The organism is Pseudoalteromonas sp. S3178, assembly GCF_005886985.1.
In the GTDB taxonomy this organism is placed as follows: Bacteria; Pseudomonadota; Gammaproteobacteria; order Enterobacterales; family Alteromonadaceae; genus Pseudoalteromonas; species Pseudoalteromonas carrageenovora.
Genome location: NZ_PNCW01000013.1, coordinates 28352 through 42937, shown reverse-complemented (window position 1 = coordinate 42937; position 14586 = coordinate 28352). Strand labels below are relative to the sequence as shown.

Below are 14586 nucleotides of genomic sequence, written 5' to 3'. Positions count from 1 at the left end.
ACGCAGCATAAATGCCAAACAGGCGCTGCCCGAAGGGTTCTGCCTAGGGGCAATTTACTCTTTGTTGCTCGGTTTTTACTTAGCCCACTAGGTTACAAACCTCGCGCCGCGATTAAATAGCCCCTAGGTTGAACAAATTTTAATCCTGAAAGGTCAACAGGCCCTAATAAATGCGGGGATAAACGCATTAGAGATCACTTCAAACACACCTGGCTTTGAGCAAGAAATAGCAAAAGCACGCACCGCCTATAAAAATACACTCATTGGCGCTGGTACCATAATAAACACTACTCTGGCTCAGCAAGCTATTGATGCTGGCGCGCAGTTTATCGTAACGCCAAATACCAACAAATCGGTTGTCGAACTCGCCCACCAGCACGGGTTACCCGTTTTAATGGGCGCGCTAACACCTACCGATGTAGCAAATGCAATTGAATATAACGCTGATATTATTAAAGTATTTCCTGCAGGCAGTATGGGCGTTGGTTACTTTAAAGCATTAACAGGTCCATTTTCAGAAGCAGAACTTATGCCTGTTGGCGGTGTTAATTTAGATAACTTATCACAATGGTTTGAAGCAGGCGCTTGTGGTGCTGCAGTTAGTAGTGATTTTTGTAAAGTAGTTAATAACGAACAAGAACGCAGCAAACTTACTAGGCTGGTAAAAAGTTATATAAGTAAACTGCCTTAATAGGCAGTTTAATTTATTTATAATATAGTTAAATGTACGCTTATAAATTCGATTTATCGCTTAAAAAAATTAATTATTACTTAATTCAATTTTTTTAATACACGATCTTTTCTTGGTAAATAATAGTTATCGTAATCAAGGGACACTATAACGCGCTCTGCTTTTCCTAATAACTCATCACGCGGAATTAAACCAATTACACGCGAGTCAGCGCTATTATCGCGGTTATCACCCATTGCTAAGTAATAATCATCAGGAATTGTAATTGCATCAAACCCCGATAAACGTGAAGGAATATTTGCCACTCTTATCGAATGCTCTAGCCCGTTTAAATTTTCAATTTTATCAAGCGAGTCTATGTTGCTTCGCTGATCTGCATAATTAAGCTTTTTACCATTAATAATGAGCTCATTGTTTTCAAGCGCGATGGTATCGCCAGGTATACCTATTACACGCTTAATTAACCGATTATCAGCCGCTTGCGAGTCAAATACAATAATATCGCCTGTTTGTGGGTCTGCTAATTTTAATAGTTTAATATGAGTGAACGGCACACGAATGTCGTAGGCCATTTTATCGGTTAAAATTCTGTCGCCTTCTTGAATAGTCGGCTTCATTGAGCCTGTAGGCACTTCGTACCAATCAGCTACAGCACTTCTAAACACACTCATTAAAGCAATAAATACAATTAAAGAGCGATTATTTTTCCAAAATTTATAAAGCGGCTTCATACATATTCCCTACATTTTATAAGTAGTAGTATGACTAGCTTAATACAAAGCAGTTCAATGAAGAGTGTAACAAAAAGTGTGTGCAGGGTTTAAGGCATGATTACCAAGGCTTAAGCCTTGGTAATGAATAACGCTGAGGATTATTGCTGGTTTAGCTTGTCTTTCGCTTCTTTTACTTTTTCAAAATCCAAACCAAGTTCGTCAGTTGCTTCTTTAATTAAGTGCGGCTGAGTCATAACCACGGCCATTAACTGCTGTAGTTTTTCAGGCGGAATACCAAGCTCTTGTACTAATGCCATTGCCATCATTGGATTTTGGGTAAACGCTTCAAACAATGCTTTTACTTTTTCGTCGCTTACATTGTGCTCTTTAAGTATTGCTAGTATTGGGTTCATTTTTAACCTTGTGTGTTTTGTACGTATTTTATATTAACTAAATTATATTAGCTGAGCCATGCATTAACAACGTCAACGCACGGCTGAGTGTTATATCTCGTAGTTATTCTACAAGTAAAACCACTTTACCTGCATTTTCATTACGCTCTAATATAGCGTGCGCTTCGTTTGCATCGCTCCAAGGCAATGTTTTATACACGTTAAAGTCGTATTTTTTAACGGCAATATCATTATAAAAACGTGCCACTAGGTCATCGCGCACTTGGCGCTTAAACTCAATACTACGATTTCTAAGCGTTGATGCATGAAACGAAATACGCTTTTGTAAAAGCGCCGCAAAATCAACTTCGGCAAAACGCCCATCTAAAAAGGCAAGCATAACAATTTGACAATCCATTGCTGCAATGGCGGCATTTTTATTCAAATAGCTGCCCGATACAGGGTCGACAATTACATTAGCTGTTAACTCATTTGCTTTCATATATTCTACAAAGTCAGTGGTTTTGTAGTTAATTGCATGATCAGCACCGAGTTCTTTTGCGTGTTGGCATTTATCATCCGTACCAGCGGTAATAACCACAGTAGCACCAGCACTTTTAGCCATTTGAATTGCTGCGCCACCTACGCCACTAGCCCCTGCGTGAATTAACGCTGTTTGGCCTTTTTGTAATTTACCAAGCTCAAACATGGCACCAAAAGCAGTTAAATACACTTCGCTGATGGCTGCCCCTTCAACCATAGTTAGCTCATCAGGTAATTCCATTAATTGTTTGGTATCTATAGCAACATATTCACTATAAGCACCACCCGCACATAAGCTAAAAATACGTTTATCGAGCCAGCTTTTATCAACTTCGCTACCAAGCTCAACTACCGTGCCTGCGCACTCTAAACCTAAAATAGGGCTATCCCCTTTTGGAGCCGGATATTTACCTTGGCGCTGCATGCAGTCTGCACGGTTAACACCTATTGCCGCAACTTTAACTAATACTTCATGGCTTTTTAAAACCGGTTTGTCGGTTTCACTCAATGCAAGGGTGCCACCCTCATGAGAAATATATTTCATTGTTACTCCGTATTAAGTTTTGTAATAATTTATAATAATTAAGACATGGGGTTAGTTATTTTTATTTAAACCGCCAATTTTGTTTATACGGATACACATCGGGCAAGTAACCCGCCCTTATTTGCTGTTGGCAACCTTGCCAAAATTCAGCTAAAAACAAATTACTGTGCAAATTATTAAAATGGTTAAACGCTGCGTCGTTTGCGCTAAAAAACACCTTAAATTGACTCGGGAATATGTCATTTTCTGCTATATCAAAGTAAGTATTACTGCTTAACTCCTCAAGAGCATTTTGAGCGTTTGGCACGTCTCTAAAGTGACAATCGGTAAGTGGGCATATTTCATCATAATCATAAAATACAACACGCCCCCAACGGGTTACACCAAAATTTTTCATTAACATGTCACCAGGAAATATATTGGCACCGGCAAGGTCTTTAATCGCTTTACCGTAGTCGTCCATAACTTGCTGTAATGCTTTGTTATTACAACTATTGATGTACAAATTAAGTGGCGTCATTTTACGCTCTACATACACGTGTTTTAAAATAAGTGCCTTACCCGATATAACCATACTGCTGCCAATTTGCGCTTGCATTTGGTTAAGTAACTCGTCGCTAAAGCGGCTTAAGTCAAACGCTAAATACCTAAATTCGTGCGTATCTACTAAGCGACCTACCCGGTCGGCTTGCTTTACAAAATTGTATTTGTCTTTCACTTGCGCTTTTGTGGCTGTTTTTGGCGCGCTAAATTTGTCTTTTATTACTTTATAAACGTAGTCGAGCCCTTCAATAGTAAATACCAGCATAACCATACCAGGGGTGCCAGGCGCTGCTATGTATTTAAAGTTAGCAGGGCTATTTTTAGTGGTATCAACCTTGTAACGGTAAAACTCAGTTTTAGCATGCTTAATAAAACCAATCGCGTTAAATAATTCAAAACGTTTTTTATGGGGCATAAGCACGCTTAAGTAATCCACATAACGCGCAGGTTGGTCGGTATCAACCATAAAATAGGTACGGGCAAAACCAAACAGCAAACTAAGCTGATCGGCCCCCATCATTACGGCATCAAGCTTTAGCCCTTTACTGGTATTTAAAATGGCGATGGCAAACGGCATGTTATCGCCATTTTTAGCAATGCAGCGCCCTATTAAGTAGCAAGCTTTGTTTCTAAAAAATAGAGAGTTTGCGTATTCTATAAACCCGTTGTTTAAATTTATAAGCTCATACACTTGTTTACATTGCTGCTTTGCACCTACCATTAACGTTGTTTGTAATGCCTGTAAATCAGCATCTAAATTACTAAAAGACACTCTAAATACTTGGCGGGTAATGAGCGTTTTAACCGCATGGTTAAACCCATCTTTAAATGATATTCGGCTAACTAAATTTTCGTACGAGCGAGGCTCGCTTCTGTACTTTGCCTTTAATACAAACAAATGCACGGTACGAATTTTTTTATCATCCCAAATAGCACCAAAGGTCGAATTAAAAAAGGTATGCGCTATGGGTTTGTTTTCATGACTTTGCACCATATCGCCGTATATATTTTTAGCTAGCTGCCATGTTTGCGGACAATTAAGCTCGCTGTAGGCGATAACCCGCACAGCATTACTCACACTTTTTACTTCGCGTTCGTACACTTGTAAGCGCTCTCGCATGGCACTTTGTACATCATGATATTTTTGTTGTTCAAATCGGCTCTGCGCACCCAGTGTTATATTTAAAAACTGCGCAAACATCGCTTCAAAGCCTGCAAAAACAGCGCGAGCCAACTTAGTAGCTATAACTTGTTGTAGCGCATTATCTGATTGATTAGTTAATATTTTTGGCATGTTTACAACACTTTTATTTTTACCACTTATAGCGGTTATTTTTTATTAATTGTTTACACCTTAGCAAGCAGGCTTTAATTTAGGTAATTAATTAAGCATATAAATAAAATTTATTGGGCGTATTGACCTTTCGAGGTTAATTTTGCAGTCGTGTATTTGGTTTTTAAGCTAGGCAAAGTACATGTAGTGTGGTGACTCCCCATAAATGTACTTTAACGCTGCATAAAGGCCAAATACACACTGCCCATAGGGTTCTTTCTAAGGACGATTAACTCTTTGTTGCTCGATTTTTACTTAGCCCACTAGGTGGCAAATCTCGCGCCGCGATTAAATCGTCCCTAGATTGAACAAATTTCAACCCTGAAAGGCCAACACGCCCATATGAATATAAGAAACGTCGATCTTAACCTTCTCGTTTATTTAAATGTGTTAATAGATGAAAAAAGTGTGTCTAAAGCAGCAAATAAACTCGCGCTAACACAACCAGCCATGAGTAACGCATTAAAGCGTTTGCGCGATTTATTTGACGACCCGCTACTTGTGCGTGCCGCAGGCTCTATGACACCAACAGCAAAAGCAATGCAACTCAAACCTGAGGTTGAAGCATTGTTAAAAATGGCCGAATCTATTACGCAGCCTAGTGAACAATTTAACCCTGCAACGGCTGAGGTTACGTTTAGAATAATGGCAAACGACTACATTGAGTCGACTTTAATTGCCCCTTTTATTACCGAGCAGCTCACTAAAAACCCTGGCGTTAACTTTGATGTACTCAGCCCAAGCGATGTAAATCTGCAAGATATGGAAAAAGGCACTATCGATTTAGCTATAAATCGTTTTAACGGCTTACCACGCTCATTTCATCAAGCCAGTGTATGGCGCGATAATTACTGCTGTTTAACACACCCTAAAAATACGTTTTTACACCACTCAAGCCTTGATGATTACCTACAAAAAGAACATATTTGGGTAAACCGAGCAGGCTGGGGGCCAGAAGCTGCCGTTACAAATAAATCGGGAAAACAAAAGTTAGGCTGGGTAGATGAAGCACTGTGGCAGTTAGAGCAAACTCGCAAAATACGGGTATTTACACGACATTACATGATTGCAAGTTTGCTATGCCAATCAGAGCAACTTATTGCCACCTTACCGCGCAGGCAAGCTAAGTTATTAACAACCCACACCAACTTAGTGATAAGCCCAGTGCCATTTCAAATAGTCCCTATTGAGGTAAAAATGATCTGGAGCCCACTACTTCATCATGCACCCGCTCATCAGTGGCTACGCCGTGAGCTGCTTGAGTTTGCTAAAACGGTAGCTGATAGGTAATTAAGAGTAAGCATTTAGTTAGTACTCAAGAGTCTAACGCGAAAACCAGTGCTATGTACTGAATCATCAGGTTTTTAGCTGATAGCTTGGTCAGCATTTTATATACACTGTGTTAGAAATTACCTAGTGAAAACTAAAATTCCAACTCAAATACAATGTTCGCTAAAAATTGAATCAAAATAGGTACTGCGTTATTCTTAATTAGTAATATAAAGCCAATAACTTTAGATACTCGTTATCAATAACCTAAGACATATTAAAAAATGGAATTTTATGTACCAATACTTATATTTAAAGTGTTCACTTATAATGAGCAAGGCCACCAAAATTAGCTTTCTTCCTTTCTCTAAAGTTGAAACTGATAATTTAAAAACTCTCTTATTTACTGCACGACTTTTCGTTTATATAGCTCTTGCATACTTTTTGAATGGGTTAGGTACTTTTGTATATGATGTTCATGAAGTTGTTAATTTATACAACTTTGAACAAACTTGGAGCGTAATTTTTACAAATATTCATCAGACTCTACTATTGAAAAAATTATTATGGGAGATATTATTTAGCGCTGCTATATTAGCGACTGGAGGTATATTGGCTGCAATAGTTTCATTCGAGTTTAAATATAAAAGTAAAAGTGACTAACCTCAAGCCTTTGCTGTACTTTAAAACCTTATGCTATTGAAGCTGAAATTATTAAAGCACTTAACTTTCCTCCTTTAACACATAGCACTAATAATATAAAAATTCAGAAACAGTATTTTTAATAGGTAATTCATAAATGGATAGTACATCTATAATTGCATGGAGTGTTTTATTTGGCGGAATTGGTATTGGCTACCTTACTTACGGACGAAGAAAAAAAGCCGTAGTGCCACTTTGTATTGGTTTATCATTATTGGTACTTCCGTACTTTATGAGTAGTGTTAGCATGTTATTAATTGTGGGTAGTATTTTAGTAGCTATTCCCTATTTTATTAAAATTTAACAATGCTGTCGCTAAAGCTAAATAAAATAAATGCACAAATAAAAAAGCGCCATGGTATTCAACTTTGGGAAAATACCATGGCGCTTTTGAAATCGTAGAAATAGGAGTGAACCCTACCCTTCATATTTAGCAACCTTGATGCCAACCTAACTAAAAGAAAAAAGACATTTAAAATCATAAAGCTAACACAACTATGTTTTTTCTTATTATTTAACATGTACCAGTTTTGTGCATTTTAATAGGTTTTTGCACCACTTTAATTACATATGCTAAGTGAAGTTAAACCTGCCTTTTCTTAGTTAAAATTTTAATATTGATAAAATCAATATCAGTTATTGAAAACAACAATTTCATTAATATTACTCTTGGCGCTAAAGTGAAGTTAAGCCAACAAACTAAGAGTAATCATTATGACAACATCAAGCTTCACACAACAAGACGGGTTATTTATAGATGCTAATTTACATCAGTTTATTACCCAGCAGTTATGCACTAAAACCAGTACCACAGACGCATACCAAGCGCTGGCTACATTAGTTGATGAATTTGGTTGTAAATGCCGTAAAACAAAACATCAACCCGATGATATTTTAGAAGTAGATACTCTATTAAACGCTTATCAGCTTCATGATCACCCTCGCTGTCATGTAGATGCACAAACAACTGAAGCAGTTTTAGATGAATATTGCTGCCAAGTTCCAGCAATTATTGTTGTAGCCTTGATGGATACACTCAGCGGTACTCAGTGTTATGAACCTAACGCACACGATATTTACCACCGTGCTGCGCAGTTAACTAATCGTCCTTGCGTACATAGAGTAAAAACTGCATCAGCAGCTTAATAATGGAAGTGCTTAAAAGTGCTCGATAACCTTTTGTGCGAAGTCTGTGCAGCTTAAGGTTGTCGAGTTATGAGCATCGCTTGCAACCTCTTGCCACGCTTGCGCTAAATCAAATGTTAGCTCTGCATTTTTAAACGCACTCTCTAATGCGTTTTCAATAAGTAATGCACTTTTATCCCACCCCATAAACTTAAGCATTAATACCGCGCTTAAAATACTACTACTTGGGTTTGCTTTATTTTGCCCTGCTATTCTCTCAAACGTACCATGGGTTGGCTCAAAAAAAGCGACATCGTTATTAAGGTTTGCTGCGGGCATAATTCCTACTCCCCCAACTTGTGCACTGAGCATATCGGCTAAAAAGTCACCATTTTGATTTGTTGTTGCCACCACATCAAATTGCTCGGGGTTCATTAAACATTGTTGCAGCATATTATCGGCTATCACTTCTTTAATTATTAAAGGTGATTTATTTGCTCTGGCTATTTCAAGCCAACGGCCGTTTTCATGTGCAGTGGCATTAAACTCATTTTGTGCCAACGCAAAACCCCAACGTTTAAATGCGCCATCGGTAAATTTAAGTACATTTCCTTTATGCACAAGTGTTAGCGATTCGCTGTTATTTTTAAGCGCGTAATTAATTGCATAGCGAACGAGGCGCTCAGAGCCTTCTTTAGATATATTTTTTATACCTATGCCACACTCTTGTGAAAACCTTAGGCGCGTTACGCCCATTTCTTCGCATAAAAAGTCGAGCATTTTTTCGCTTTCTACGCTACCTGCTTGCCACTCTATTCCTGAATATACATCTTCACTGCTATCACGCAGCACGGTAATGTTAGTTAAAAAAGGATTTTTTAAAGGTGATGGCAACGCACTAAAGCCTTTAATAGTGCGCATATTTACAAATAGATCCATCTCGTGTCTAAGCGCTACATTTAATGAGCGAAAACCTCCGCCAAGTGGTGTAGTTAACGGTCCTTTAATTGCTATTTTGCAGGCTCGCACGGCGTTAATGGTTTCTTGAGGGAACCAATCCCCATCATATAATTTTGCAGCTTGCTCGCCGTTGTATACTTGCATCCAGTGAATTTTTCGAGCATTGCCATAACAGTGCTCTATGGCATTATTAACAACGTGCTGCATTGCAGGTGTTACCTCTTGCCCTACACCATCGCCATTAATGTAAGCAATTATAGGATTTACAGGAACATGCCACTGGCCTTTAGCATCTATAGTTATATTTTTTCCGTGCTCTGGAATTCTAATATGCTGATAAGCCATGGTTAATACCTATACCAAAAATAGTGTTAGCTGATTAAAGCATGCCTGATAGAACATGTATGTAACTTGCTTTTTATAATTAATATTAGTTAAAAAAATAGCAAATTAAATGTGCTTATTTCAGTAAATAACGGGTCTTAATATCGAGCATGAATTTAATTTAAAGAAGGTATAAATGAAGTTACTTTGGCTATGTTTGTTCTTAATGTGTTCTTTTAAAATCTTTGCTGTTGATGTGGTTATTCATAATTTAGACTCCCTTACAACTAATGGGCAAGAAACAGTAGCTACATGGATAGACCAGAGCCTTGCAAAAACACAAAATACCTTAGGCCCATTACAGCAAACCACTCTACCTATATATTTAAAGCCGCAATACTTTGCTTTTGAACCGGTGCCGTGGGCCAGTGTAAAACGTAATAACCCCGATGGGCTTGAGCTGCATATTGACCGCTATGCAAGCTTAAATGCATTTAGAAAAGATTGGACGCTATACCATGAGCTTTCGCACTTATATTTGCCATTACTACCTTACACTGGTTTTTGGTTAAGTGAAGGATTTGCCAGCTACATGCAAAACGTAATAATGCGTGATAGCGGTGTAATTAGCCAAGCGCAATTTGTTCAGCGCCTAAACGCAGGGTTTGAGCGAGCGCGCTTACAAACTAAAACAAAGCAACAACCCCTTAATGAGCTTTCAAGTGATATGTGGAGGCAACGTGCACAACAACGCGTTTATTGGACAGGTGCCGCATTTTTTGTAGAAGCTGATTTAGCCTTGCAAAAGCAAGGACTAAGCTTAGCGAGTGTTATAAAGCGGTATCAAGCATGTTGTAGAACCGCTCGTTCAAGCGCCAGAACATTTATAAAAGAACTAGATAAGCTCTCGCGAAGCAGTGTTTTTACCACGCTTTATGCCAAATACAATACACGTACCGATTTTCCTGCGGTGACAAAAGCGCAGCTTAATAAGCTTTAGCGCTATTTATATAATGGGTGTACTCATCAAATGCTGTTACGTTGAAGTTTACTGAGTATTGGTTCATAAAGCCGTGTAAAAATGGCGTCTTAGTACACTTAACACCTGCTTTTAACGCTAAAAAATTAATAACGTCATCAACATTAAAGTGGAGCTCATGCTGCGGGAATATAAATTCACATGGTATCGTTGCTTGTATATCTAAATTATTTCTAATTTGCGATGGGTAGAAGCCAATGAGCTTTTTAAGATGTGGATTGCCTGTTAATAACTGTGCGCGCCACGCTGCACTTGCGCCGGCACTAAATGCAATACACACGGTGGGTGAATCGAGCTCGTCAAATACATTTTTAACTTTAGCTGCGTAAGTATCATGGCCACTATTTTTTATAAATTTATCATAATAATATTGTTCAGTATCATATGGTTGCGATGTACCATCGTAGGGCTCTATAATCACTGTTTTAGCCATTATCGCATCTGATAACTTTGTTAAAGCTGGTGTTAATCCAAAAATATCGCTGACTATTATGTAATTCATACTTACCTTTTTATAGTTAAAAGCATCGCTTATAAGCAGTTGATAAAGTTAAGTATAAATAATTATTAAATAAATAGCTTGCACACATTTTTTATTTGGGGTACCTTTCCTCTCTGGTCTTAAAAAACCACCGCGGTTAACCTTTTTACCCTGATCCAGTAAGCCCCGCAAAACGTATATTTGAAAGCTAAGTTATTGTACGGCGAAAACCCCTTAAAAATACCGAGATGATTTATGAATCATCGCAAAAGTGTCATAAAGATCGTCAACACTGTAATGAAGCTAAACACAACATCGTTAATTTATTGACTGCAATTTGCTATAAAAATATAGCGCAGAATAAATAACAAGAATAAAGTGAGTTTTATTATGTCTTATAAATATAATGGGTCTATGATCCAAATCGCACATCCAGTGCAATCAATTTCTGTAAATAAACATCGTGTTATCTTTAGTGATACACAAGGTTTAAAAAATGCATTATTTCAAAAAGCGAGTGATGCACGTCAATTTGTTAAGTGGCTAAAAGCTAGCTAAACAATATATAACTTTAATTGCCTCTTATTATTGCAATTATTGATAAAAATTATGCCAGCCTTGTTGCTGGCATTTTACTTTTTAACACTTTGATGCCTACAATAGAGCTATAATAATAATTACTGGTAGCTGCTGTAATGCGCCGTGTATTTTTAAGCTTATTACTATTTTTTTGTTTAACCTCAATAAGTAATGCTAGAACCATTAATTGGTTAGCACACGACTTTGCACCCTATTATATTTTAAATGGCCAATTCCAACATCAAGGCCGTGATGAAAGTATTATTACTCTGCTCGAAAAACAGCTCCCCAATATTACTTTTAACCGTATGATCATCCCCTCTGGTAAAGTAGTTCAAGAGCTATCTAATACTTCACATAACGCTTGTGCGTTGTCTCTTTATAAAAATGAGTTTAGAAAACAGCATATTTACTTTACTGATGAGAGTTCGACGACAGGTTTATCTCCTTCTATTGCTATGCACACACGTTTAGCAAATGCGTTAGAGCTTAAAGATGCGAACGAGGTGTCTTTACTTGAACTAATACAAGATAAAAAGCTCACGCTTGGTGTGTCTATGAGCCGCTCTTACGGTAAAGAAATAGATACTGTTATAAACAGTACACCAGACATAGACCTAGTTATACGCCCTACTCGCGATAGCTTAGCAAGCTTAACGTATATGCTTAATTTAAAAAGAATTGATATTTTATTAGGTTACCCAAGCGAGCATTACTACTTAGCTAAATCGATGCATTTTGATAAAAACCTCACACAGCGCCCACTTAAAGAAGCGCCAGCTTTAAGTTATGGATATATTGGCTGTACTAAAAATGCACAAGGTGCTGAGGATATAAAAATACTTAACGAACAACTTAAAAAAATTAAACACACCAAGCAATATAACGAATTACTTATGCGCTGGCTGCCAGAGCACTTAAAACCTTTATTTCAACAAAGAATGGCACTAGCAAAAAAGTAACGCCCTTAATAACTGAGCTTTCACTTGAAGGTTATTTAAAGCACTACTTATAGAGGCTATATAGTAGCGTTTTCGCTTAAACTTACATAAATTAAGCTTTGTGGATTAACCTGCAAACACGTTATCAGCCCCTCTTTTATCAGCTCAAGCATAGCTATAAAACTAACTACTACACCGCTTCTGCCTTCACTTAGGGTAAATAGTTCATTAAATACAACAGCAGAATCAACTTTAGATAGTTGCTGCAGTATTTGACTCATTCGTTCACGGGTTGATAGTACTTCAGCTGTTATTTGATGATGCTCAAATGTTTTAGCTCGTGCCATTACATCGCTAAGTGCAAGCATTAAATCTTTAAGTTCAAGCTCTGGTAAGGATGGGCTATTATCACTTGCGGTTGGCATTGCGGCATGCGCAATAAAAATATCACGGCCAACACGGGGGATCTCATCTAGATTTTCGGCGGCTGTTTTAAACTGCTCATATTCTTGCAGGCGTTTAATAAGCTCAGCACGAGGGTCTTCTTCTTCTTCAAGTTCTTCGTGAACAGGTAATAGTAACCGCGATTTTATTTGTGCAAGCAGCGCCGCCATAACTAAATACTCGCCAGCGAGTTCTAGTTGAAATTCGCTCATCATTTCAACATAGCTTACGTACTGTTCAGTGATGCTAAAAATAGAGAGCTCAAGCACATCTAGCTTATGCTTTTTAATTAAATACAGTAGTAAATCGAGTGGGCCTTCAAACGTTTCTAAAATGATTTCAAGCGCATCAGGGGGAATGTATAAATCTTCGGGTTTATCAACTACGGCTTTACCATGCAAAAAAGCCAGTGGCAGCTTTTGCTGCACTGGCTCAAGTTCATTCGATACACCGTTATTTTCGGGCTTGTCACTCAACAGTGTTTACTCAAACGGGCTAGTATCGCCACAGCCAACACGTAGTATTTTTATATCGTCTTCTGATAAATCAATTACTGTTGTTGCTTGTTCAGCTAAATAGCCACCGTGAATAATTAAATCGACGTGTTTATCTAAGCGCTCTAAAATTTCATCAGGGTCCGATTCTGTAAACTCTTGCCCTGGTAAAATAAGTGAACACGACATAAGCGGCTCACCTAGTTCAGCAAGTAACGCACAGGCAATTGGGTGCTCAATAACACGCATACCTATGGTTTTCTTCTTTTCGTTTAATAAACGCTTTGGTACTTCTTTTGTACCTTTAAAAATAAAGGTATATGGCCCTGGCGTATTATTTTTAATTAATCTAAACAGTTGGTTATCTACTCTTGCATACGTAGCAAGCTCAGATAAATCTCTGCAAACAAGTGTAAAGTTATCGTTTTTTTCAATGCCACGAATGCGCTCTATACGCTCTTTAGCTTGTTTGTTTCCTAAGTTACAGCCTATGGCATAACCAGAATCTGTTGGGTATACAACTACGCCGCCTTTTTTAATAATATCAACGGCTTGGTTAATAAGTCGTGGCTGCGGGTTATCAGGATGAATATGAAATAATTGACTCATGTTAATGCCCCTTCTTGTCCTTCCCATGCTTGCCAAACACCTTGGCAGTCTTTAGGTAAGTATAAGTTTTTGCCAAGCTCTAAATAGCTTGTCGGAAAATGAAAATCAGACCCTTGCGAGCAGAGTAAATCGTACTCTCGGCTCAGTTCACCTAAAAATTGTCGCTCGCTAGGAGCTTGTTGAGGTTGTGCAACTTCCATTGCATCACCACCAACACTTTTATACTCGGTTAATAATTTACGTAACCATTTATTAGACATTTGATAACGCCCAGGATGTGCCACTACTGCAATACCTCCCGCTGAATGAATTGCTTCAATGGCGGTTTGCATATTGCACCAGTTGCTTGGCACATAGCCGGTTTTACCGCGACCTAAATATTTTTTAAATACACCCGGAAAGTTTTTAGCTACACCACGCTCTATAAGCGCGCGTGCAAAGTGCGCACGAGTAATTTGCGCGTCTTGTGCAAGCTCTTTGGCTTGCTCATAAATGCCATCAAAACCGTTTTTTGTAAGCCTTGCGCCTATTTCTAGCGCTCTGACTTCACGCTTTTGCTGCTGCTGCGTTAACAATGAAGTAAGGTCAAAATTATCAATATCAACATTTAAACCCACTATATGTATTTCGAAGCTTTCCCATTTGGTCGAAATTTCTACCCCGGCAATTAATGATAAAGGCAAATTTTCGGTTTTAATAAATTTTTGAGCGGGCTTAATAGCAGCCACAGTATCGTGATCGGTAATAGCAAACACATCTATATTTTTATCAACGGCGCGGGTAAGTAATTCTTCAACCGTTAACTGCCCGTCTGAATGCGTGGTGTGGCTATGTAAATCGTATTTTATCAAAAGAAAACT

Annotated in this window: 16 protein-coding genes; 7 read left to right on the top strand and 9 right to left on the bottom strand. The window is 38.1% G+C overall.

What is annotated here, in order from left to right:
* Positions 1 to 136 precede the first annotated feature (136 nt).
* Complete coding sequence (locus tag CWC11_RS03155) at positions 137 to 691, top strand: bifunctional 4-hydroxy-2-oxoglutarate aldolase/2-dehydro-3-deoxy-phosphogluconate aldolase (protein ID WP_138681519.1); 555 nt, start codon at positions 137 to 139, stop codon at positions 689 to 691.
* An 80-nt stretch (positions 692 to 771) separates the two neighbouring features.
* Here CWC11_RS03155 and lepB read toward each other — a convergent pair whose 3' ends face one another.
* From lepB to aceK, 4 genes are all read right to left on the bottom strand, one after another.
* On the bottom strand, positions 772 to 1422 hold the full coding sequence (gene lepB, locus CWC11_RS03150) for a signal peptidase I (RefSeq protein WP_138681518.1): 651 nt from the start codon (positions 1420 to 1422) through the stop codon (positions 772 to 774).
* A 140-nt stretch (positions 1423 to 1562) separates the two neighbouring features.
* Positions 1563 to 1817: a DUF2999 family protein gene (locus tag CWC11_RS03145; protein ID WP_004586776.1), complete on the bottom strand. Its 255-nt coding sequence runs from the start codon at positions 1815 to 1817 to the stop codon at positions 1563 to 1565.
* Positions 1818 to 1920: 103 nt separating this feature from the next.
* Positions 1921 to 2883, bottom strand: coding sequence for a zinc-binding dehydrogenase (locus tag CWC11_RS03140; RefSeq protein ID WP_138681517.1), 963 nt, complete (start codon positions 2881 to 2883; stop codon positions 1921 to 1923).
* A 61-nt stretch (positions 2884 to 2944) separates the two neighbouring features.
* On the bottom strand, positions 2945 to 4720 hold the full coding sequence (gene aceK, locus CWC11_RS03135) for a bifunctional isocitrate dehydrogenase kinase/phosphatase (RefSeq protein WP_138681516.1): 1776 nt from the start codon (positions 4718 to 4720) through the stop codon (positions 2945 to 2947).
* Between the two features lie 381 nt (positions 4721 to 5101).
* Between aceK and CWC11_RS03130 the strand changes: the two genes are divergently transcribed.
* The 3 genes from CWC11_RS03130 (at position 5102) to CWC11_RS03120 (ending at position 7876) form a co-directional block, all read left to right on the top strand.
* Positions 5102 to 6049 carry a LysR family transcriptional regulator gene (locus CWC11_RS03130; RefSeq protein WP_138681515.1) on the top strand — a complete coding sequence of 316 codons (948 nt, stop codon included), beginning with the start codon at positions 5102 to 5104 and terminating at the stop codon, positions 6047 to 6049.
* Between the two features lie 778 nt (positions 6050 to 6827).
* Positions 6828 to 7034 carry a hypothetical protein gene (locus CWC11_RS03125; protein WP_138681514.1) on the top strand — a complete coding sequence of 69 codons (207 nt, stop codon included), beginning with the start codon at positions 6828 to 6830 and terminating at the stop codon, positions 7032 to 7034.
* A gap of 410 nt (positions 7035 to 7444) precedes the next feature.
* Positions 7445 to 7876, top strand: coding sequence for a hypothetical protein (locus tag CWC11_RS03120; RefSeq protein WP_138681513.1), 432 nt, complete (start codon positions 7445 to 7447; stop codon positions 7874 to 7876).
* A gap of 12 nt (positions 7877 to 7888) precedes the next feature.
* On the opposite strand, the gene icd is transcribed toward CWC11_RS03120, so the two are convergent.
* Positions 7889 to 9160, bottom strand: coding sequence for an NADP-dependent isocitrate dehydrogenase (gene icd, locus CWC11_RS03115; RefSeq protein ID WP_138681512.1), 1272 nt, complete (start codon positions 9158 to 9160; stop codon positions 7889 to 7891).
* Between the two features lie 175 nt (positions 9161 to 9335).
* Between icd and CWC11_RS03110 the strand changes: the two genes are divergently transcribed.
* Positions 9336 to 10139 carry a M61 family metallopeptidase gene (locus CWC11_RS03110; RefSeq protein ID WP_138681511.1) on the top strand — a complete coding sequence of 268 codons (804 nt, stop codon included), beginning with the start codon at positions 9336 to 9338 and terminating at the stop codon, positions 10137 to 10139.
* Here the strand turns inward: CWC11_RS03110 and CWC11_RS03105 are convergent.
* Positions 10126 to 10680 carry a hypothetical protein gene (locus CWC11_RS03105; protein WP_138681510.1) on the bottom strand — a complete coding sequence of 185 codons (555 nt, stop codon included), beginning with the start codon at positions 10678 to 10680 and terminating at the stop codon, positions 10126 to 10128. The two genes, CWC11_RS03110 and CWC11_RS03105, sit on opposite strands and share 14 nt — an antisense overlap.
* 369 nt (positions 10681 to 11049) lie before the next feature.
* Between CWC11_RS03105 and CWC11_RS22775 the strand changes: the two genes are divergently transcribed.
* The gene (locus CWC11_RS22775) at positions 11050 to 11217 is read left to right on the top strand and encodes a hypothetical protein (protein WP_007375427.1); all 168 of its coding nucleotides are present in this window, start codon (positions 11050 to 11052) and stop codon (positions 11215 to 11217) included.
* A 137-nt stretch (positions 11218 to 11354) separates the two neighbouring features.
* The gene (locus tag CWC11_RS03100; protein WP_138681509.1) at positions 11355 to 12200 is read left to right on the top strand and encodes a transporter substrate-binding domain-containing protein; all 846 of its coding nucleotides are present in this window, start codon (positions 11355 to 11357) and stop codon (positions 12198 to 12200) included.
* Positions 12201 to 12256: 56 nt separating this feature from the next.
* Here CWC11_RS03100 and CWC11_RS03095 read toward each other — a convergent pair whose 3' ends face one another.
* From CWC11_RS03095 to rnm, 3 genes are read right to left on the bottom strand one after another with little or no spacing between them, the layout of a single operon-like run.
* Complete coding sequence (locus tag CWC11_RS03095) at positions 12257 to 13099, bottom strand: segregation and condensation protein A (protein WP_138681508.1); 843 nt, start codon at positions 13097 to 13099, stop codon at positions 12257 to 12259.
* Between the two features lie 6 nt (positions 13100 to 13105).
* Positions 13106 to 13726 carry an L-threonylcarbamoyladenylate synthase gene (locus CWC11_RS03090; RefSeq protein ID WP_058548994.1) on the bottom strand — a complete coding sequence of 207 codons (621 nt, stop codon included), beginning with the start codon at positions 13724 to 13726 and terminating at the stop codon, positions 13106 to 13108.
* Positions 13723 to 14577 (bottom strand): RNase RNM, encoded by an 855-nt coding sequence (gene rnm / locus CWC11_RS03085; RefSeq protein WP_138681507.1) that lies wholly within the window; start codon positions 14575 to 14577, stop codon positions 13723 to 13725. The genes CWC11_RS03090 and rnm overlap by 4 nt, the downstream gene beginning before the upstream one ends.
* Positions 14578 to 14586: the final 9 nt, after the last annotated feature.